The sequence below is a fragment of the Streptococcus mitis genome (genome assembly GCF_016658865.1).
Lineage (GTDB): Bacteria > Bacillota > Bacilli > Lactobacillales > Streptococcaceae > Streptococcus > Streptococcus mitis_BT.
Genome location: NZ_CP067992.1, coordinates 952545 through 972416, shown reverse-complemented (window position 1 = coordinate 972416; position 19872 = coordinate 952545). Strand labels below are relative to the sequence as shown.

Here is a 19872-nt window from a genome sequence, read left to right as displayed (position 1 = left end):
ATCTATTATACCATGAAATTTCTTAAGAACCAAAACTCTTGAAGAAGTTGACAATGGCTTGCCAGAGGGAGCTTAAGAAGTTACCACCTTCTTCTAGCGCCTTATCAGCATCAAAGTTAAGGTTGATATTTTTAAAACTGTCACCAGCTTGTGAAACAATACTTTGTTTAAGGTCATTCAGGGTTTTAGTGAAGTCTGCATTGCTGAGGATATCACTTTTTGAGAGATTTAAAGCAAAATTGATGATGATATTGATCTGGTTTCCTGTTATAACCTGATCAAGTTTGTAATTTTTTAAGGTATCTTCAACGATTTTACGGACATCTTCCTCCGTCAGATTTCCCTTGCTTTCTTTAGCTTTGGCGAGTCCTGACTTGATATCAGCGAGGGCAACGTTTAATTTATTAGCATCATAGCCTGTTTTGTCCTTGTTTTCAGCATTGATATCGGACAAAGCCTTCAACTCTTCTTGAGCCAAGTCTTTGTTGGCTTGTGGCACCTTAGCTCCATTAGCTTCTAGAGAATAGTATATCCCGGCTAAGGCACTCTCACCTGTAACTGGAATAGGTGCTGCTACAGTGATTTTGGCGTGCTCCACACCCAAAGTTACGGCCGCATTGCGGTACATATCCTGAGTCACCTTAGTGATGTTTTCTGGTGTTTCAATCTTGACCTCAAGTGGCGACTTGTCACCTAGTTTTTGAATCTTGGCTGATGAATACAACTGTAAACTTGAGTCATTGGCAACATTCATAATCTTAGAATAGACATCAGGTGTCATGGTCTTGAGTTCTTTGGTGTCTGTTGAGGCATTGTAGCCTAGTTTTTTTAGGGTTTGATTTTTTTGATCTTCAGACAATGATGAACCTAGGACATATTCAGGTTGGACATAGGTTTCATCGATGACTTTTTGAACATCTGTTGCTGCTTGGACACTATTCATAGCTGTTACTGCCCACAAGACCGCAGCACTGGTCAGAAAGAGTTTCTTTCTCATAGGGAATTTCCTCCTTTACCTTTCTAGAGTAATATATATATCTTAAAAAAAACTTATAACAAAAACACCTGGTCTAACCAGATGTTGAAAAGAGAGTGAAACATTTGATGATATAAAGGTTGAGTTGCACCTGTCTAGAATAGTAATAGTTTCCTCCATTTACATAGAGTTCGGCTCCATGAAAAATGGAAATGGGGTGAATATAACTATAAGTCTTTCCAGTGGTATTACCCAGCAGGGGAGCTACAGTATCACGAGAGTACTGTTTGGCCAGAGCCAAGGTGTTTTCCTTGCCATTTTGGGCGATAAAATCGATATAGGCAGGTCCAAAATTGTAGGCTTGAACAGCCGTCCAGACATCCACCCCCATCTTCTGGGCCAGATAGAGATTGTCTGTCAGAGTTTGAACGCCTTGCCGAATGCTAGAAGCATTATCATTGATGGTGTTGGTGGAACCACTTGCAGACTCACTAGACTGCATAACATCGCCTTCTTTTCCTTTTGTTTCAGTATAAATCATAGCGAGCACAAGCTCTTCGTTTGCTGGGGTGTCTTTTTCACTCAAGATTTCTCGCACCATGGGTTGATAGGTCATGACTTGCTTGACATCCTGGTGAACGCGGTAAGCTTTATAGCCAGCAAAAAGGAAGACTGCTAGTACAAGCACTCTTCGAATTCGTTTAAACATTATTTACTTTGGATATCCTCGATATTTTTGATTAAGATAGAGTAGGTTCCGTTGTCGTTTTGGATAAACTCAACAGATTCGGCGTCTTGATAGACGTTATTGGGAACGATGAGCTCAATTCCATTTGACAAGGATAGTTTTTGGTTTTCAAATTTTTTAAGCTGGCGACTGGCATCAATTTCATCAAATTGAACAGGCTCTGGTACGGCTTCCTTGACTTGATCAATAAAGCTCAAACGAGCCGTCAGATTATTGTCAAAAAGGTCGTTGGCCAATTTTTCAGGTGACAATTCATTACTTTCTTCTATATTATTGAAAATCGCTGATTTGACCTTGGATTGAAATTGAAAATCATCTGTGTTAAAAGTTTCAGCAATTTTCTGAGCCGTTTTTTCTAGTTCTTTGATAGATTTCTTGGGTGAAATCTTAGGGGAAACGGCAAGAAGATTATCTGAAAAATAGTTCAAAAAAGTCCCGTTGTACTTGATTCGTTTTTCAATCAGGTGATACTTTCGACTTTGAAGATTGACAACCAAGGCTTCGTCAGCTCCTGTTCCAAATCCAGGCAGGTTATTCTGAGTTAGCTTGATTGGATTATCAACTTCTCCTCCGAGGTGGGTCAGGGTTTCCCGCAAGGCAATTCGCAAGAAAGCGAAATGTTCTACACCTTCTTTAGAAAATTGCACAAAAATCAAGTCATTGGTCTTTAGATTTTCAGAAATACTGAACTCTTCTTTCCAGAGATTAGCCAGTGTTACTGATGTCTCCAACAAATCGTCTGTGATGTGATTGAAGAAGGGATTTTCTTCTTCGAAAATCCCAGTCTTGGCTTCATCTGAATACACACGTTCAATTTTTTTACGCAAGTATTCTTCGATTTTTGGAGTAATATTGAGAAACTTATCCGCTAGGAACAGCTCGGTATCATCCGGACTGAACTGATGAATAATAGCTTTCTTAATATAAATGTCCATAAAAGTTTTAGTCCTCGTATAATGGGAAGGCATCTGTTAATTCTTTAACTGCACTTCTCACTTCTTCTAAGACAGCTTCATTTTCTGCATTCTTAAGGGTTTTAATAATAAGTTCAGCCACTTTGCGACTTTCTTCTTCACCAAATCCACGTGCAGTAATGGCTGCTGCTCCGATACGAATACCACTTGTCTTGAATGGTGACAAGCTTTCGTAAGGGATTGAGTTTTTATTTAGGGTAATATTGACTTCATCCAGCAAGTTTTGAGCAACTTTTCCGTTTTCTACAACTTTAGTCACATCCACTAGGAAGAGATGGTTTTCAGTCCCACCAGAAATAATACGGAAATCAGGGTCTTGCAAGAAGACATCTGCCATAGCCTTGCTGTTTTTGATAACATTAGCAGCATATTCCTTGAAGGCTGAATCTAATACTTCTTTGAAAGAAACAGCTTTAGCTGCCACAACATGCTCCAAAGGACCACCCTGAATACCTGGGAAAATAGCTGAATTGATTTTCTTAGCTAAATCTTCATCATTGGTCAAAATCAAACCACCACGAGGTCCACGAAGGGTTTTGTGAGTCGTTGTTGTAGTGATATGAGCGTATGGTACTGGACTTGGGTGAAGACCAGCAGCAACCAAACCAGCGATATGAGCCATATCTACCATGAGCTTAGCTCCAACAGCATCAGCAATTTCACGGAATTTTGAAAAATCGATAATTTGAGAATAAGCTGAAGCACCTGCTACAATCAATTTTGGTTTTACTTCTTGGGCTTGTTTCAAGATAGCATCAAAGTCCAAGAGTTCTGTTTCAGGATCCACACTATAAGACACAAAGTTATAAGTTTGACCTGAGAAACTGACAGGAGCTCCGTGAGTCAAGTGTCCACCAGCTGCCAAATCCATCCCCATAACGGTATCACCTGGCTCAATCAAGGCCATGTAAGCCGCACAGTTGGCTTGGCTTCCTGAGTGTGGTTGGACATTGGCAAATTTTGCACCGAAAATTTCTTTTGCGCGTTCAATAGCAAGAGTCTCTACCACGTCTACCACATCAGTTCCACCATAATAACGGCGGCCCGGGTAGCCTTCGGCATATTTATTCGTCAAGATAGACCCTTGAGCTGCCATAACAGCCTTGGAAACAACGTTTTCCGAAGCAATCAATTCAATGTTGTTTTGTTGGCGTTCCTCTTCTTTGGCAATAGCATTCCAGAGATCAGCATCATAGGCTTTAAAATCATCTTTGTCAAAAATCATAGGTCTTCTCCTTTATAGTGTAACTGGTCCTTTAGTGTAAGAAAATAAACTAAAAGATACGAATAAACCGTTTCTGCACTTTATCACAAGTATAACCAACTTTTTCATAAAATGCATGAGCACCCAGACGATGATCGGCAGAGTTTAAGCGGATAAACTCATAACCACGTCTTTTTGCTTCTTCTTCCAACCCTTGTAATAAGCTTTTACCAATACCTTGACCTTGCGCTTGAGGTGAAACTGCTAAGGCTAAAATATTAAATCCTGCTTTGGAATAAAGGGATTCGTAAACCTCAGCGTGGACATATCCAAGCAAGGCATGACTAGATTCATCCTCATAGCCAAGTAGGAAATGATGGGAATCCTGAGATAGTCTAGCAAATTGACTAGCCGTGTCCTCCATACTAAAAGAATAACCTAAGGCTTCTTGGTTAATTTCACAAATGGATTTCACATCAGTTTCTCTTAAATCTCTTAGCATCTCATTCCTCCTCAAAAGAAATCTCTGGCAACCTAGCAAGAATATCTTCTCGCTTAATGGCCCCTTGGCGTAAGATTTTCACCTTGTCTCCAGACAAGTCCAAAATCGTTGAATCCTGTCCAGTTAGAAAAGCATCGTCTTCCAGACCCAGAACCTCTTGGTCAAAATCCTTCAGAATTTGTTCAAAGGTTACTCCACTTGCCTGACCTGAAATATTGGCAGACGGCCCAATCAAGGGACCTGTCTCTCGAATCAAATCAAGGGTAATAGGATGACTCGGCATCCGAAATCCAACAGTTGCAAGACCAGAATTGACCCAATAGGGAACTCTGTCATTGGCTTTGAGAATAAGGGTCAAGGGACCTGGCAAAAAGGTCTCTACAAGTTTTTGCAGATAAGATGGCTGATTCTTAGAAAAGTTCAAGATGTCCTCTAGAGAGGCGATATTGAGATTGAGTGCCTTATCTCTAGGACGACGTTTGAGCTGGTATACATGATCAACTGCTTTTTCGTCTAGAGCCTTGGCAAAGAGACCGTAAACTGTCTCTGTAGGTAAAACAACTGCCCCACCCTTTTCCAACTCTTGTCTAATCCTGTCCATCATCAATCACGACCATCCTATCTTGACCAAATTGGTCCTTGAGTGTTCGTACTCTTTTTTCAGGAAGATTTTTCCTAAAAAGATCAGGAACACTTTGACCTTGCTTGTATCCAATTTCAAGGTAAATCTTACCACCATCCTTGAGATGGTACTTTGCATCTTCCGCAATTCTACGGTAAATAGCTAGGCCATCCTCGTCTGCAAAGAGAGCTAGATGAGGCTCTGAATACAAAACATTCAAGCCTACCTCTGACTCATCTTCACGAGAGATATAGGGTGGATTGGATACAATTATATCATATTTTTCAGAAATTTCTGCAAAACAATCAGATTTTTTAAAAAATATATTAAGTTTTTGATTTTTAGCATTTTCGCTAGCTAAATCTAAAGCATCTTGGGAAATATCCGCTGCTGTCACTGACCAATCTGCTCTGTTTTTTGCTAAGGCGAGAGCAATAGCTCCACTTCCAGTCCCAATATCTAGGACCTTAAGATTTTCCTCAGAATTTTCAGCCAGGATAAGCTCCACCAACTCCTCTGTTTCTGGACGAGGAATCAATACTCGCTCATCAACTTTTAACTGCATCCCATAAAAATCTGCCTGTCCAATAATGTACTGTGCCGGTTTATGAGCTGCTAACTGTTGGAAAATTCCTTTTACAAATACTTCTTCCTCTTCCGTCACTTCCTGCTGGAGGGCAAAAACAAAGTCCGTAAAAGATAGATTTTTCAGGCTACGATAGACAAAAGAGAGGCTTTCAGCTTCCTCTCCTTGTCTTATCAACTCTTCTTCAAAATCTGAAAATAATTGAGCTAATTTCATTATTTGTTTAATTCTTCTAATTTTTGTGTTTGGTCATAAAGAACCAAGGCATCCACAACTTCGTCCAATTTACCAGATAAAATCGTATCTAGTTTTTGGAGGGTTAAGCCGATACGGTGGTCTGTGACACGGTTTTGTGGGAAGTTATAAGTACGGATTCGTTCTGAACGGTCACCAGTACCGATTGTTGACTTACGCTCAGCGTCTTGTTCATCCTGAGCAATTTGTGCAAAGTGGTCAGCAACACGCGCACGGATGATTTTCATGGCCTTCTCACGGTTTTTCTGCTGGGTACGTTCTTCCTGCATCTCAACCTTGATATTGGTTGGCAAGTGAACGATACGAACGGCAGTCGCAACCTTATTGACGTTCTGTCCACCAGCACCAGAGGCGTGATAGATGTCAACACGAAGGTCTTTTGGATCAATATCGTATTCTACTTCTTCGACTTCGGGCATGACAAGAACTGTGGCAGTTGATGTATGGACACGACCTTGGCTTTCTGTCACAGGAACACGTTGCACACGGTGGGCACCTGATTCGTACTTGAGTTTAGAGTAAACAGATTGACCTGAAACCATGGCAACGACTTCTTTGAAACCACCGACACCATTCATAGAAGCTTCCATAACTTCAAAGCGCCAGCCTTGGGCTTCCGCATACTTTTGATACATGGTTAGCAAATCTCCAGCGAAAAGTGCAGCTTCGTCACCACCAGCCGCTCCACGAATTTCAAGGATGATGTTCTTGTCATCGTTTGGATCCTTTGGAAGGAGCAAGATTTTCAGTTTTTCTTCATATTCTTCTTTTTCAGACTTGGCATCTTTGAGCTCTTGCTTAGCCATTTCTTCCAAGTCCGCATCTCCGCCTGATTCTTTAATCATTTCCTCAGCGTCGACAATATTTTGAAGGACTTGTTTGTATTCGCGGTAGGCTGTTACCGTATCACGAGTTGAAGCCTCTTCTTTGGAAAGATCCATGAAACGCTTGGTGTCAGAGACCACATCTGGGTCACTCAGCAACTCTCCTAATTCTTCATAACGGTCTTCTACAGCTTGTAGTTGATCATAGATGTTCATTTTTCTTCATTCTCCTTATTGATTTCAGGGGCAAAATAATGTTTACGGCAAACTGAGATATAGGTTTCATTACCACCGATCTGAATTTGTTCGCCATCATAGACTGGCACACCATCCTGAGTACGCAACACCATGGTTGCCTTTTTCTTGCAATACTGACAAATGGTCTTGATTTCGTCAATCTTGTCTGCTAAGAGCAAGAGATACTTGGAACCTTCGAATAGTTCATTGCGAAAGTCATTTTTCAAACCAAAAGCCATGACGGGTATATCTAACTCGTCTACAACACGAGCTAGGTCATAAACATGATGACGCTTGAGAAACTGGGCCTCATCAACTAGCACACAGTAAGGTTTTTCAGATAAATCTCGGATATAACCAAAGATATCTGTCGTTTCCTCAATCGCAAGGGCAGGGCGTTTCATACCAATTCGACTCGATACATAGCCAACACCGTCACGCGTATCCAGAGCCGAGGTCATAATGACAACACCTTTTCCTTGCTCCTCATAGTTATAGGCCACCTTGAGAATCTCAATCGTCTTACCAGAGTTCATGGTCCCATAACGATAATACAACTGTGCCATGTTTCTTGCTTCACGTCCATTTCTAAATTTTTGCTACATTCTAGTATATCATAATTTTCTTAAGCTTTAAACGGCAAAATGTGGTAAAATAGAAGAAATCAAAAACTAGTGGAGGAAGCTATTATGCCATTTGTACGCATCGATTTATTTGAAGGACGCACGCTCGAGCAAAAGAAGGCTCTTGCTAAGGAAGTAACGGAAGCTGTTGTCCGTAACACTGGAGCACCTCAATCTGCTGTTCATGTCATCATCAATGACATGCCAGAAGGAACTTACTTCCCTCAAGGTGAAATGCGCACCAAATAAGCTAGCTTAAGCAGAATTGCTTAGGCTTTTTCAATCTCCAAGTAGCATCCATTGAAGAAATAGTCCAAATTTGTTACAATTTGAAAAGACACTTGGAGAATTTTCCAAGAAAAGAGCTATTTATTAAAGGAAACATTATGATTACACGTGAATTTGATACCATCGCTGCTATATCTACTCCACTAGGTGAAGGAGCTATCGGTATTGTCCGCCTGAGCGGAACAGAAAGTTTTGCTATTGCGCAAAAGATTTTTAAAGGGAAAGACTTGAGACAGGTTGCTAGCCACACTCTCAACTACGGTCACATTATTGATCCTCTGACTGGTAAAGTCATGGACGAGGTTATGGTTGGAGCTATGAAGTCTCCAAAGACCTTCACTCGTGAGGATATTATCGAGATTAACACTCACGGTGGGATTGCGGTGACCAATGAGATTCTCCAACTAGCTATCCGTGAAGGAGCTCGATTGGCTGAACCTGGTGAATTTACCAAACGTGCCTTCCTAAATGGACGTGTGGACTTGACTCAGGCTGAGGCGGTGATGGATATCATCCGCGCCAAGACAGACAAGGCCATGAACATTGCGGTCAAACAACTTGATGGTTCCCTTTCTGACCTGATTAATAATACCCGTCAAGAAATCCTCAATACACTTGCCCAAGTTGAGGTCAATATCGACTATCCTGAATATGATGATGTTGAAGAAGCGACTACTGCTGTTGTTCGTGAGAAGACTATGGAGTTTGAGCAATTGCTAACTAATCTCCTTAGAACAGCACGTCGTGGTAAAATCCTTCGTGAAGGAATTTCCACTGCTATCATCGGCCGTCCCAACGTTGGGAAATCAAGCCTTCTCAACAACCTCTTGCGTGAGGACAAGGCTATCGTTACAGATATTGCTGGTACTACTCGAGATGTCATTGAAGAATACGTCAACATCAATGGTGTTCCTCTCAAATTGATTGATACAGCTGGTATCCGTGAAACGGATGATATCGTTGAACAAATTGGAGTTGAGCGTTCAAAAAAAGCACTTAAGGAAGCTGACTTAGTTTTACTAGTGCTAAATGCTAGTGAACCACTGACTGCTCAAGACAGACAACTTCTTGAAATTAGCCAAGATACAAACCTTATTATTCTTCTTAATAAAACTGATCTTCCTGAAGCAATTGAAGCTTCAGAACTCCCTGAAGACGTTATTCGTATCTCAGTCCTTAAAAACCAAAACATCGATAAGATTGAAGAGAGAATCAACAACCTCTTCTTTGAAAATGCTGGTTTGGTTGAGCAAGATGCTACTTACTTGTCAAACGCCCGTCATATTTCCTTGATTGAGAAGGCTGTTGAAAGCCTACAGGCTGTTAATGAAGGGCTGGAACTAGGTATGCCAGTTGACTTGCTTCAAGTTGACTTGACCCGTACTTGGGAAATTCTCGGAGAAATTACTGGAGATGCTGCTCCAGATGAACTCATCACCCAACTCTTTAGCCAATTCTGTTTAGGAAAATAAGAAATCCATGATCGTTCAATCGGTCATGGATTTTATTGTAATTATTAGTAATCTGGTCTTAAGACACCTGTTACAGTTGCCTTAGTTGCTTCGTAGTCGCCATCTACAACAACCTTAATAATGCGTTTGGCATCTTCTTCTGGTGCTGGAACAAGAGGTAGACGAGTTGGTCCAGCTTCAAATCCCATGTAGTTAAGAACGGCCTTGACTGGGGCAGGACTTGGGTAAGAGAAGAGGGCATTAACCTTAGGAATGAACTTACGCTGAATTGCTGCTGCTTTCTTCATATCGCTTTCTTCAATGGCCGTAAACATCTCGTGCATTTCATCCCCATTTGTATGGGAGGCAACAGAAATAACCCCATCCGCACCAAGGTTCATGGCATGGAAAGCATCTCCATCCTCACCTGTATAAATCAAAAACTCCTCTGGCTTATGCTCAATCAAGTAAGCCATATTTGCCAAGCTAGTACATTCTTTGACACCGATGATATTTGGATGGTCAGCCAAACGAAGCATGGTTTCTGGAGTCAATTCGACAACCACACGCCCTGGAATATTATAGATAATAATAGGTAAGTCAGAAGCATCTGCAATAGCTTTAAAGTGCTGATACATCCCTTCTTGAGAAGGTTTGTTGTAGTAAGGAACAATAGCAAGCCCAGCTGCGAAACCACCAAACTCTGCTACTTCTTTGACAAACTCGATAGAGTCACGCGTATCATTGGTACCCACACCCGCAATCAAAGGAACACGCCCATTGACAACTTTCTGTACAGCTGCAAACAGTTCCAACTCTTCATCGTGGGTTAAGGTTGGACTCTCAGCAGTGGTCCCTGCGAGAAGAATTCCATCCGTATGATGCGCCAACAAATGCTCAATCAAGGCTGGAATGGCATCAAAGTTGATGGAACCATCCTCGTGGAAGGGAGTAATAAAGGCTGTGATGATTTTACACTCTTTTAAATCTTGATAAGACATGAGAAACACCTCTCTATTTCAAAGAAGGAGTTCATCTGAACTCCTAAACAATATGACTATTTTAATTCAAATTTCAATTCGGCCGTTGGACGAACCAATCCACGTTCGTGAAGAGTTTCTGCAATCTGAACTGAGTTCCAAGCAGCACCTTTGAGCAGGTTATCTGAAACAACCCACATGTGGATTCCTTTTTCAGCATCCAAGTCTTTACGGATACGACCAACAAAGGTATCACGTGAACCAACTGCATTGATGGCTTGTGGATAGATTTGATGAGCTACATCATCTTCAAGAACAGCACCTGGGAAGGCTGCGATAGCTACTTTCACTTCTTCGATTGGAGCCACTTCTTTTGTTTCGATGTAAACTGACTCAGAGTGAGCTGACAAGACTGGAATACGCACACATGTTGCAGATACTGCAATGCTGTCATCTTCCATAATTTTCTTAGTTTCCTTAGTCATCTTCATCTCTTCGTAAGTGTAATCATTGTCAGTGAAGACATCAATTTGTGGAAGAGCATTGAAGGCAATAGGATAGTGTTTCTTGTCACCACCTGAAGGCAAGATTTCGGCATGTAAATCACGTGGATTCACTCCATCATTCAAGACTTCACGAAGTTCACGTTGTGTCTCAAGAATTGCTCCCATACCAGCACCTGAAACTGCTTGGTAAGTTGAAACAATGATACGGTCCAAGCCCCATTTTTGGCGAACTGGCTCAAGAGCCACCATCATTTGGATTGTTGAACAGTTAGGGCAGGCAATGATACCGTTGTGGGCATCAAGTGCATGAGCATTGACCTCTGGAACAACCAAAGGAACATCTGGATTTTGACGGAAGTAAGATGTATTATCTACTACTACCGCTCCAGCTTTAACTGCGTATGGTGCATATTTAGCTGATGTAGAACCACCTGCTGAAAAGAGAGCAATATCAACTCCTTCAAAAGCTGTTTCAGTCGTTTCTTCAATCGTAATATCTTGATCTTTAAATTTCAAAGTCTTGCCTGCTGAACGTGCAGAAGCAAGTAAACGAATTTTATCGATTGGAAGTGTTGATTCTTCCAACATTTTTATCATCTGAGCTCCGACAGCACCTGTCGCGCCGACTACAGCAACTGTATATCCCATAAATAACCTCTTTCGGAATTTTCTAAAAATTTCTATAATAGATGTATTATACTACTTTTTCCATGAATTGCAAAGCTTTTTCATCATTTTTTGGAAAATAAAAATCCCCAGTCGCTAAACTAGGGACTAAGAGGCATCTTCATGTGATGAGCAGGTTCACACAACTCATCAAGGTCCGCTCCTGCGTTATGACCTCCTTATGCTCAATAGTAGTCCGAAGACTACCTATCGACTCATCGCGTCTATTATATTACTAGAAATAAGTGGTTTTGTCAATAAGAAATTTTTGCAGGATGACTTTTATTATACAAAAGTCAGAATTTTTTCTCTTGAGCATAAGAAAAAACTCTTGTGCTCAAGAGTTTCCCTGTAAATATCATGCTAATTGCCGGGATTGAACCGGCGACCTCATCCTTACCATGGATGCGCTCTGCCAACTGAGCTAAATCAGCTTACTTAAAAAGTATACTATAGTTAGAAAATCTTGTCAAGTTTCCTTAGAAATTTTCCATAAGAAAAAGCCAGGTAAGAGTTACCTAGCTTATTTTCTTCTATTTGCTTAAATCAATTCGACGACCAATTTTACCGATAATAATCGCTCCAATAATTAATGAGGCAAATTCACCAATTCCTGTTGTAAACCAAGTAAGGAAAAATGGTAATTCTGCTACAATATTCAACTCTGCGGCGATGGTAAACATGGAAATTGAAAAGAGGATTGAAAAGAAGAAATGATCTTTTCGAATTAATCCATTAAAGAGGTAGTCTTTGCTGTATTTTGCAAAAAGCCAAACACCTAGACTGAGGAAGACCAAGGTTGATCCACCACCAACAAAGACATCTAGCAATCCAAAGCTAAAGAAATTAGCAATCATACAACCAATAGTAACTCCGATGATGTACTTAGGATTGTAAAAAGCCATAAAGTTCATCATTTCTGAAATACGGAACTGATAAGCACCATAGCTAATAGCATTTAGGGGCGGTGTTACAGTTAAAACGACATAGATAGCAGCAACAATTGCAATGTCTGCTACATCACGAATAGTTAATTTTTTCATTTGTTCTCCTTTGGCGATTACTCGCGTTTAATATGCTTGGTGAAAGAAGCTAAGCACCAAGGGTTGGTTCAATCAACCTTACTAGTATAGCACAATAGCCTGCTTTATGCTATACTAAAAGCATGAAAAAACACATTCAAAGTCTCTTCGAGAATGAGCTCTTAGCCTATCTCTTTTTTGGAATAGCAACTACTCTTGTCTCCATTCTATCTAGATTATTCATTTATCAACTAACTCATAGAGAACTGCTTGCTACTGGACTAGCAAATGTTATCGGTATCCTGTTTGCATTTATTACAAATGATACAATCGTATTTAAACAAGATAGGCAGAATTGGCCAAACCGTTTAGTGAAATTTACTCTGGCACGTCTTTCTACTTTTCTTTTAGACTTGTTTTTAACTTTTCTCTTTGTAACTCAGTTTCCTAATATTATCGGGCAATTTGTAAATTATAATATTAATGAGGTGAATAGTATTGAAACAGTTATTGCACAATTCTTAATAATTATCCTCAATTACATTTTTAGTAAGGTATTTATTTTTAAAAAATAAGAAAAAATTTAAGCATATAGCTTGCAAGAACTTCTTAATTAATATATAATAAAGTGTAAAAATTTTTTGAAAGGAAATTATGAAAATGTTAAAAGATCTTAAAGCATTTTTGCTTCGTGGTAACGTTGTTGACCTTGCTGTCGGTGTAATCATTGCTACTGCTTTTGGTGCAATCGTTACATCACTTGTTAACGATATCATCACTCCACTTATTTTGAATCCAGCCTTGGAAGCTGCGAAAGTACAAAACATCGCTGAGCTTGCTTGGAATGGTGTTACATATGGTAAATTCTTGAGTGCTGTTATCAACTTCCTAGTTATCGGTACTGTTCTCTTCTTCGTTATCAAAGGTATTGAAAAAGCTCAAAGCCTTACTAAGAAAGAAGAAGCTGAAGAAGCTCCAGCTGGTCCAACTGAGTTGGAAGTACTTCAGGAAATCAAAGCTCTTCTTGAGAAAAAATAATCAATTAAAAGGATTTAGCGCAAGGCTAAATCCTTTTTTCTTTACTCTTTAGTTAACTTGCCTGCTTTTTCAAGCATTTTCTTAATAAGATAAGGCATCTTAACATTTTCCCGACCTTTTTTCTCAATCAGTTTTTTCACAAATTCCGGCATTTGTAAATCTTCAGATTCGGCCAAAATATTTTTAGTCTCATCTGAAGGAACTAACTCATCAAAGGTTTCTTCTTCTGGGAGAAATTCCTTAAATTCTTGATGTTCATTGGCTCTGACTGTATTGACCAAGGCATCAATCAAACGAGAATCTGTATTTGGCATTGGTGGACGATGATAGTTCACCCCAAATTCCTGACACAAGTCATAACATTCCACATCGTTGTCAAACAAGACTTCAATGTGCTCACTGATAAAACTAATAGGTACGAAAATATAATGGTCTGGATGTTCTTTCTGCTCTCTAAGATACTCCAAGACATCTGGCTTAATCCATGGAATCCCGATATCACTTTCACTTTGCCAAGTGTTAGTATATTGCTCGGAACTCAAACCCAGCTTTTCAGCGACTAGCTTGCTATTTTCAAAAATTTGGTCGATATAAGGGTCTCCAAAATCCAAGGCAAAAATTGGTACACTATGAGCTGAAAAGATGACTTTAAAGCTATCCTGCTTTACTTCTTCTTTTAAAATCTTATCAATTTCATCTGCCCAATAGTTTAAGAGCGCTTCTTCTTGATACCAGTCCTTGATAACTAAAAATTGAATTTGTTTGCTTTCTAAAAATTTCTCGTATCCCATGACAGAGTAAAAAGAATAATGGGGCTCCAAAATCAGGCAAATACACTGTTCAATGCCGTCTGCTTCCATCTGACCAATCACATCTGGAATAAAAGGTCTGGAAAACTTATTAGCAAAATAAACACTATACTCATTCCCCAACCTAGCTTCTACCAAGGCAACCTCTTCTCGAGTAATTTTTTGCAGAGGCGTCCCTCCAATTAGTACATAATTATCATAGAGAGTTTGAATCTCGTGGTCTTGAGGTCTCACTCCACGACGAATATTTGTGAAAAAATCAGCCACACCTTCAAAGGTAATCTCTTCTGGCGAACCGAAAGTCATCATTAAAATTGCTTTTTTCATAATCGCTTCCTTGTGATATTTTTATCAAGTTTATTTTATCATGAATTCGTTGATAAGTAAACGCCAACATAGCGAATTTCCCTAACTTCAGTCTTTTGTTTTTCTCTCTTTTCTATGATACAATGGAAAAAATGAATTCAAAAGGAGTTTTTTATGACTTATCCCAATCTCTTGGACCGCTTCTTAACCTACGTTAAGGTCAACACGCGCTCTGATGAACACTCTACTACTACTCCAAGTACGCAGAGTCAGGTTGACTTTGCAACCAATGTTCTTATTCCTGAAATGAAACGTGTTGGATTACAAAATGTTTATTATCTACCAAATGGTTTTGCAATTGGAACCTTGCCAGCCAATGATCCATCTTTAACACGTAAGATTGGCTTTATATCTCACATGGATACTGCTGATTTTAATGCCGAAGGAGTCAATCCACAGGTAATTGAAAACTACGATGGTGGTGTGATTGAACTTGGAAATTCTGGTTTCAAACTCGATCCAGCCGACTTCAAGAGTCTTGAAAAATATCCAGGACAAACACTCATCACAACCGATGGAACAACCTTACTAGGAGCTGATGACAAGTCAGGGATTGCTGAAATTATGACTGCTATTGAATATCTGACTGCCCATCCTGAAATCAAACACTGTGAGATTCGTGTTGGTTTTGGTCCAGATGAGGAAATCGGTGTTGGTGCTAATAAATTTGATGCAGAAGATTTTGATGTTGATTTTGCCTATACTGTAGATGGCGGACCTCTCGGAGAACTTCAGTACGAGACTTTCTCAGCAGCTGGGGCTGAATTGCATTTCCAAGGACGCAATGTCCACCCTGGTACCGCCAAAGATCAGATGGTCAATGCCCTTCAGCTAGCAATTGATTTTCATAATCAACTTCCAGAGAATGACCGACCTGAGTTAACAGAAGGTTACCAAGGCTTCTACCACCTAATGGATGTGACAGGTAGTGTCGAAGAGGCGCGTGCAAGCTACATCATTCGTGATTTTGAAAAAGATGCCTTTGAAGCTCGTAAAGCAGCTATGCAGTCTATCACTGATAAGATGAATCAAGAACTTGGTAGCGACCGTGTCACTCTAAACTTGACAGACCAGTACTACAATATGAAAGAAGTCATTGAAAAAGATATGACTCCAATTACCATTGCTAAAGCCGTTATGGAAGATTTAGGTATCACTCCTATAATCGAACCAATCCGTGGAGGGACAGACGGCTCTAAAATTTCCTTTATGGGAATCCCAACTCCAAATATCTTTGCGGGTGGTGAAAACATGCACGGACGTTTTGAATACGTCAGCCTTCAGACTATGGAACGTGCAGTTGATACCATCATTGGTATCGTAGCTTATAAAGACTAAAAAGACGATGTAGCAAAGCTACCTCGTCTTTTTTAGTTATTCAGCAGGTTTTTCTTGATTTCCAGTACTTGTTGTAGATTCTGTTGTTTCCTTTTCTGAAACTGGTTCAGCAGGTTTAGAATCGGTTGTGTTGCTTGGTTTGTTTTCGTCCCTTGCAGTTTCACTGTTAGATTCTGTAGCTACTGATGTTTCAGTTTTGGTACTTGTCTTATCATCATTTGACTCAGCATTTGTCGCTGGACTTGCTTCTTCACTCGCGTTTGATTTTGACTTGATTTCTTGATTCAAGACTAGGATAGCTTTTGTCAATTCAAGTAAAGCGGCTTTATCCTTACTCTTAGCAGAAAGTTGATCTAGTAATGCATCCACCTTATCAAAGTCGGCATCAGAACCCTTATTGTTTTCTAAGTATGCGTGAAGCGACATAAGAATATCGTAGAGTTTTTGATAGAGTACAAGTGTCTGAGGATCTTGCTCTGCATTTTCCTTCTCTTGTTGAAGGGCGCTAGCGATACGAGTCAAGACATCTTTTACCTGGCTGTTTACTTCATCCAAGTCTGCATCAGCCTTGTTTGTGGCAGCTTTGAGATTTTCTACTTCTTCTGCCAAGGATTGTCTGATTCCTTCTTCTTGGATTTGTTCCAAAAGTTGAGTTGCCTTGCTCAAGAGACTTTCTACTTGTTCCTTGCTAACATGATTGACATGCTCTTCAAGCATAAAGTCTCCGTACAATTCTTTCAAGAAGGCATAAATAGCTGTCTTAGCACTTTGGTTATCTACTTTTTCAGTATCTAGAACTGTCTGACTTGATTTAGCAGTAGTTGGTTGAGCTTTCAAAGCTTCTTCCACTTCTTGTTTTGCTTGATAGATACTTGGGAATAATTTGTTCAATTCTGCTGCCTTCAGGAAGGATTGAGATTGATACAAGGTCCAAGTCAACTGAGCCACTTTGTTTCGAAGTTCATCATTTAAACGACCGTCATTTACGTGTTCGTAGAAATACTTGATGTATTCTACAGTTGTAACACCTGTTCGATCATTAAAGTCTTGAAGAGCTTGAAGTTGTGATTCAACCGCTGCTAAACCAGCCTCATCTTTAGCTAACTTAGCTTCTTGGAGTCGAACGAGTAGGTCTTTCTTAGGAAGTCCATAAGTGTCTGTATCCAGTGTGTTGATTTTATCAATCAAGGCCTGATATTTCTTATCTAAAGCACTTGTTTCAACAGGTTTGACACTTTCATCGATATGGATATATTGCTTATCAAAGAGATCAAGTGTTGCAAGATAACCTGCTGTAGAATTAGTTGCCAATTTCTTCATGTTTTCAGTAAACTGACCTAAGGCTAACTCAATCTGTCTTTGTGCAATAGGTTTATCTTTGTAGATGCTTCTGCTTTCAGCTAGAAGTTGATCTACTTTTGCCAAGACTGCCTTCTCATCAAAAGCTCCAGGTTGATAGTTGGATTGGAGAGCTGGAATCTTGTTTTTCAAAGCCACTTCATATCCCTTTGTTTGAACCTTGATGTAGTGATTGTGGTCACCATGAGGAATCACAAAACTACCATTTTCTACCTGTAAGCTATAAGGAGACACACCATCACGTAAGGCAGTGGTATAGAGTTCATTTAGGAAATCAAGTTCTGGATTTCCAGTTTGGAGTGGCAAACGAACATGTTCCTTACGAACAGCATAGGGATGGATATGAGTTGGATCGTAGGCTTGGTCAGGATTTCCAAAGACAAAGAATCCGTTTGAAATTCTAATCGCTTCAAGTGGAACACCGTAGGTCTTAGAAATGTAAGCAATTTTTTCTTCATCGCTAGCATCTCTTGAGAAAGACTCTACCGTTTTAGCAAGAGGTTTTACAGGCTCTGTATCATGATGGGTTTTCAAGTGGTCCTGAGCCGCCTTAATTTGATCTGCTGTCAAATCCTTCTTGAAGAAGTAATGATTGTGGTCGCCGTGACTCATAACAAAGCCTTGCTCATCCTCGCCGATGACACGATTGGCATCAAAACCGTGATCATGGTCTTCATCATGTTTGTGGCCATGATTATCGTTATCGTGTTCATCATCATGGGCTGGGCTAGGTATTACTGTCGTTTTACCTCTCAAATGATCCTGTGCGGCCTTAATTTGGTCAGCTGTCAAATCTTTCTTGAAGAAGTAATGATTATGGTCTCCGTGAGTCATGACAAAGCCTGCCGCATCTTCACTGATGACACGATTGGCATCAAAACCGTGATCATGGTCTTCATCATGTTTGTGGCCATGATTATCGTTATCGTGTTCATCATCATGGGCTGGGCTAGGTGTTACTGTCGCTTTACCTCTCAAATGATCCTGCGCGGCCTTGATTTGTTCTGATGTTAGATCCTTCTTGAAGAAGTAATGATTATGGTCTCCGTGACTCATGACAAAGCCTGCCGCATCTTCACTGATGACGCTATTGGCATCAAAACCGTGATCATGGTCTTCATCATGTTTGTGGCCATGATTATCGTTATCGTGTTCATCATCATGGGCTGGACTCGGTACTGATGGTTTTTTACCTTTCAGATGATCTTGAGCAGCCTTAATTTGGTCTGCTGTCAAATCTTTCTTAAAGAAATAATGATTGTGGTCACCATGGGTCATGATAAAGCCTTGCTCATCCTCACTGATGACACGATTGGCATCAAAACCATGATCATGGTCTTCATCATGATGAGCGTCATGTCCATGTTCTTCATGCTTAGGGGCCTGACTTCCATGGTCACCGTCTTTCTCATGATGATGGTTTTGCTGAGTAGGTTTTTCTGCTGGTTTGCTTGGATTCTCCAATGGTGTTGGTTTCACACTGTCACTAGTTAGAGGAATCATTCTCGCAATCTTTTCTTCTAATGCAGAAAGCTTTGTATAGGGAATGAAATGATAGTGATTTCCATGAGGAATCGCTACACCACTCGGTGTCCTGCTTAAAATCTTAGCAGGATCAAAAGTCAAACCATCCGATTCAGCATATCGTTGAGTACTTGGAAGAGCATAGAGCTGCTGTAATAGACTTTGAAGACTCTCGGCTTTATTACTTGGTATTTCAGCCTGTTGAATAGGCTTGGTAGTTTGACCAGTCCCATTTGTACTTGGACGATAGTCAGTCACACTAGGCTGATTTCTAGTTCCAGAGAGGTAAGCTTGTGCTGCAGCCAATTCACTAGCAGACAAGGAACTCTTTGGAATGTAGTGGTAATGTCCTTCGTGAGGAACGATATAAGCATCACCAGTATCCTCTATAATATCAGATGCATTAAAGATGTAGCCATCATCAGTAGTATAGCGACCTTGAGATTGAGCAAGCGCCACTGCACTATTAGATGTTGGTGCATCGTGAGTATGACCTTGTTTTTGGCGTTCAATTTCGTCCTTCGAACGAACGTTATCCGCATGTGCCACATCCTTAAGGTAAACATAATACTTACCATCCACCTTGATAATGTAACCACCTTTGACTTCGTTAACAATATCAGCGTCTTTAAGTTGATAATTGGCATCTTTCATCAAAAGTTCTTCACTGAAAATCGCATCAAAAGGAACTTTCCCATTATAATAATGGAAATGATCACCGTGTGAAGTCACATAACCTTGATCAGTAATTTTCACAACAATCTGTTCAGCCTGGATATCTTCTTTTTTGCTGACTTGATCTGGTGTTTGTGTCTCTGTTTTTTGAGTGTCTTGTTTCCCATCGACATAAGATACACGATTCGTATCTTTATTCTCTCCTGTCTGATGTTGATTCAATGCATAAATACACAGACTTAAAGAAAGGACGACAGCTGCACCAGCAGCAAGTTTCTTCTTATTTATTTTCATAATCT

Annotated in this window: 19 protein-coding genes, 1 tRNA gene and 1 riboswitch; of the genes, 5 read left to right on the top strand and 15 right to left on the bottom strand. The window is 40.1% G+C overall.

The annotated features are described in order from the left end of the window. Positions 1-22: 22 nt before the first annotated feature. The 9 genes from JJN14_RS04785 to JJN14_RS04745 all read right to left on the bottom strand — a co-directional run bounded on the left by JJN14_RS04785 (position 23) and on the right by JJN14_RS04745 (position 7494). On the bottom strand, positions 23-997 hold the full coding sequence (locus tag JJN14_RS04785) for a DUF1002 domain-containing protein (RefSeq protein WP_201059081.1): 975 nt from the start codon (positions 995-997) through the stop codon (positions 23-25). A gap of 73 nt (positions 998-1070) precedes the next feature. After that, positions 1071-1685, bottom strand: a complete 615-nt coding sequence (pmp23, locus tag JJN14_RS04780; RefSeq protein WP_201059080.1) for a cell wall hydrolase Pmp23 — start codon at positions 1683-1685, stop codon at positions 1071-1073. Further along, positions 1685-2659, bottom strand: a complete 975-nt coding sequence (locus JJN14_RS04775) for a nucleoid-associated protein (RefSeq protein WP_201059079.1) — start codon at positions 2657-2659, stop codon at positions 1685-1687. The genes pmp23 and JJN14_RS04775 overlap by 1 nt, the downstream gene beginning before the upstream one ends. 7 nt (positions 2660-2666) lie before the next feature. Continuing rightward, positions 2667-3923: a serine hydroxymethyltransferase gene (gene glyA / locus JJN14_RS04770; RefSeq protein WP_201059078.1), complete on the bottom strand. Its 1257-nt coding sequence runs from the start codon at positions 3921-3923 to the stop codon at positions 2667-2669. Positions 3924-3972: 49 nt separating this feature from the next. After that, a complete protein-coding gene (locus tag JJN14_RS04765; protein ID WP_201059077.1) occupies positions 3973-4404 on the bottom strand; it encodes a GNAT family N-acetyltransferase in 432 nt (143 codons plus the stop codon). Position 4405: 1 nt separating this feature from the next. Then, positions 4406-5008 carry an L-threonylcarbamoyladenylate synthase gene (locus JJN14_RS04760; RefSeq protein WP_201059076.1) on the bottom strand — a complete coding sequence of 201 codons (603 nt, stop codon included), beginning with the start codon at positions 5006-5008 and terminating at the stop codon, positions 4406-4408. Further along, positions 4992-5828, bottom strand: a complete 837-nt coding sequence (gene prmC, locus JJN14_RS04755) for a peptide chain release factor N(5)-glutamine methyltransferase (RefSeq protein WP_201059075.1) — start codon at positions 5826-5828, stop codon at positions 4992-4994. Before prmC ends, JJN14_RS04760 begins: the two co-directional genes overlap by 17 nt. Beyond that, positions 5828-6907 (bottom strand): peptide chain release factor 1, encoded by a 1080-nt coding sequence (gene prfA, locus JJN14_RS04750; protein ID WP_201059074.1) that lies wholly within the window; start codon positions 6905-6907, stop codon positions 5828-5830. Before prfA ends, prmC begins: the two co-directional genes overlap by 1 nt. Beyond that, entirely contained in the window at positions 6904-7494 is a 591-nt protein-coding gene (locus tag JJN14_RS04745) for a thymidine kinase (protein WP_125385800.1), read from the bottom strand. Before JJN14_RS04745 ends, prfA begins: the two co-directional genes overlap by 4 nt. A 123-nt stretch (positions 7495-7617) precedes the next feature. Here JJN14_RS04745 and JJN14_RS04740 point away from each other — a divergent pair, with 123 nt between their 5' ends. Together JJN14_RS04740 and mnmE are read left to right on the top strand one after the other, a co-directional pair. Beyond that, on the top strand, positions 7618-7800 hold the full coding sequence (locus JJN14_RS04740; RefSeq protein WP_001117401.1) for a 4-oxalocrotonate tautomerase: 183 nt from the start codon (positions 7618-7620) through the stop codon (positions 7798-7800). A 137-nt stretch (positions 7801-7937) separates the two neighbouring features. Further along, positions 7938-9311 (top strand): tRNA uridine-5-carboxymethylaminomethyl(34) synthesis GTPase MnmE, encoded by a 1374-nt coding sequence (mnmE, locus tag JJN14_RS04735; RefSeq protein WP_049509327.1) that lies wholly within the window; start codon positions 7938-7940, stop codon positions 9309-9311. 44 nt (positions 9312-9355) lie between these two features. On the opposite strand, the gene dapA is transcribed toward mnmE, so the two are convergent. The 4 genes from dapA to JJN14_RS04715 all read right to left on the bottom strand — a co-directional run bounded on the left by dapA (position 9356) and on the right by JJN14_RS04715 (position 12485). Further along, positions 9356-10291 (bottom strand): 4-hydroxy-tetrahydrodipicolinate synthase, encoded by a 936-nt coding sequence (gene dapA / locus JJN14_RS04730; RefSeq protein ID WP_042751109.1) that lies wholly within the window; start codon positions 10289-10291, stop codon positions 9356-9358. Positions 10292-10347: 56 nt separating this feature from the next. Then, the gene (locus JJN14_RS04725; RefSeq protein ID WP_201059073.1) at positions 10348-11424 is read right to left on the bottom strand and encodes an aspartate-semialdehyde dehydrogenase; all 1077 of its coding nucleotides are present in this window, start codon (positions 11422-11424) and stop codon (positions 10348-10350) included. Positions 11425-11803: 379 nt separating this feature from the next. Beyond that, a tRNA-Thr gene (locus JJN14_RS04720) sits at positions 11804-11876 on the bottom strand. Between the two features lie 99 nt (positions 11877-11975). Further along, positions 11976-12485 carry a QueT transporter family protein gene (locus JJN14_RS04715; RefSeq protein WP_000737071.1) on the bottom strand — a complete coding sequence of 170 codons (510 nt, stop codon included), beginning with the start codon at positions 12483-12485 and terminating at the stop codon, positions 11976-11978. Further along, positions 12483-12579: riboswitch (PreQ1 riboswitch) on the bottom strand. It overlaps the preceding gene by 3 nt. 28 nt (positions 12580-12607) lie before the next feature. Here JJN14_RS04715 and JJN14_RS04710 point away from each other — a divergent pair. Then, the gene (locus JJN14_RS04710) at positions 12608-13039 is read left to right on the top strand and encodes a GtrA family protein (protein WP_201059072.1); all 432 of its coding nucleotides are present in this window, start codon (positions 12608-12610) and stop codon (positions 13037-13039) included. An 85-nt stretch (positions 13040-13124) separates the two neighbouring features. Further along, positions 13125-13502 (top strand): large conductance mechanosensitive channel protein MscL, encoded by a 378-nt coding sequence (gene mscL, locus JJN14_RS04705; protein ID WP_020901341.1) that lies wholly within the window; start codon positions 13125-13127, stop codon positions 13500-13502. Positions 13503-13543: 41 nt separating this feature from the next. On the opposite strand, the gene hemH is transcribed toward mscL, so the two are convergent. After that, the gene (gene hemH, locus JJN14_RS04700; protein WP_201059071.1) at positions 13544-14638 is read right to left on the bottom strand and encodes a ferrochelatase; all 1095 of its coding nucleotides are present in this window, start codon (positions 14636-14638) and stop codon (positions 13544-13546) included. Between the two features lie 153 nt (positions 14639-14791). Here hemH and pepT point away from each other — a divergent pair, with 153 nt between their 5' ends. Beyond that, a complete protein-coding gene (pepT, locus tag JJN14_RS04695; protein ID WP_201059070.1) occupies positions 14792-16015 on the top strand; it encodes a peptidase T in 1224 nt (407 codons plus the stop codon). Between the two features lie 36 nt (positions 16016-16051). On the opposite strand, the gene JJN14_RS04690 is transcribed toward pepT, so the two are convergent. Further along, on the bottom strand, positions 16052-19867 hold the full coding sequence (locus tag JJN14_RS04690; protein ID WP_201059069.1) for a pneumococcal-type histidine triad protein: 3816 nt from the start codon (positions 19865-19867) through the stop codon (positions 16052-16054). Between the last annotated feature and the right edge of the window lie 5 nt (positions 19868-19872).

What these genes read in the sequence shown, in the direction of transcription:
- JJN14_RS04785 (WP_201059081.1), bottom strand. Translation starts at nt 997, where the DNA reads ATGAGAAAGAAACTCTTTCTGACCAGTGCTGCGGTCTTGTGGGCAGTA.
- pmp23 (WP_201059080.1), bottom strand. Translation starts at nt 1,685, where the DNA reads ATGTTTAAACGAATTCGAAGAGTGCTTGTACTAGCAGTCTTCCTTTTT.
- JJN14_RS04775 (WP_201059079.1), bottom strand. Translation starts at nt 2,659, where the DNA reads ATGGACATTTATATTAAGAAAGCTATTATTCATCAGTTCAGTCCGGAT.
- glyA (WP_201059078.1), bottom strand. Translation starts at nt 3,923, where the DNA reads ATGATTTTTGACAAAGATGATTTTAAAGCCTATGATGCTGATCTCTGG.
- JJN14_RS04765 (WP_201059077.1), bottom strand. Translation starts at nt 4,404, where the DNA reads ATGCTAAGAGATTTAAGAGAAACTGATGTGAAATCCATTTGTGAAATT.
- JJN14_RS04760 (WP_201059076.1), bottom strand. Translation starts at nt 5,008, where the DNA reads ATGATGGACAGGATTAGACAAGAGTTGGAAAAGGGTGGGGCAGTTGTT.
- prmC (WP_201059075.1), bottom strand. Translation starts at nt 5,828, where the DNA reads ATGAAATTAGCTCAATTATTTTCAGATTTTGAAGAAGAGTTGATAAGA.
- prfA (WP_201059074.1), bottom strand. Translation starts at nt 6,907, where the DNA reads ATGAACATCTATGATCAACTACAAGCTGTAGAAGACCGTTATGAAGAA.
- JJN14_RS04745 (WP_125385800.1), bottom strand. Translation starts at nt 7,494, where the DNA reads ATGGCACAGTTGTATTATCGTTATGGGACCATGAACTCTGGTAAGACG.
- JJN14_RS04740 (WP_001117401.1), top strand. Translation starts at nt 7,618, where the DNA reads ATGCCATTTGTACGCATCGATTTATTTGAAGGACGCACGCTCGAGCAA.
- mnmE (WP_049509327.1), top strand. Translation starts at nt 7,938, where the DNA reads ATGATTACACGTGAATTTGATACCATCGCTGCTATATCTACTCCACTA.
- dapA (WP_042751109.1), bottom strand. Translation starts at nt 10,291, where the DNA reads ATGTCTTATCAAGATTTAAAAGAGTGTAAAATCATCACAGCCTTTATT.
- JJN14_RS04725 (WP_201059073.1), bottom strand. Translation starts at nt 11,424, where the DNA reads ATGGGATATACAGTTGCTGTAGTCGGCGCGACAGGTGCTGTCGGAGCT.
- JJN14_RS04715 (WP_000737071.1), bottom strand. Translation starts at nt 12,485, where the DNA reads ATGAAAAAATTAACTATTCGTGATGTAGCAGACATTGCAATTGTTGCT.
- JJN14_RS04710 (WP_201059072.1), top strand. Translation starts at nt 12,608, where the DNA reads ATGAAAAAACACATTCAAAGTCTCTTCGAGAATGAGCTCTTAGCCTAT.
- mscL (WP_020901341.1), top strand. Translation starts at nt 13,125, where the DNA reads ATGTTAAAAGATCTTAAAGCATTTTTGCTTCGTGGTAACGTTGTTGAC.
- hemH (WP_201059071.1), bottom strand. Translation starts at nt 14,638, where the DNA reads ATGAAAAAAGCAATTTTAATGATGACTTTCGGTTCGCCAGAAGAGATT.
- pepT (WP_201059070.1), top strand. Translation starts at nt 14,792, where the DNA reads ATGACTTATCCCAATCTCTTGGACCGCTTCTTAACCTACGTTAAGGTC.
- JJN14_RS04690 (WP_201059069.1), bottom strand. Translation starts at nt 19,867, where the DNA reads ATGAAAATAAATAAGAAGAAACTTGCTGCTGGTGCAGCTGTCGTCCTT.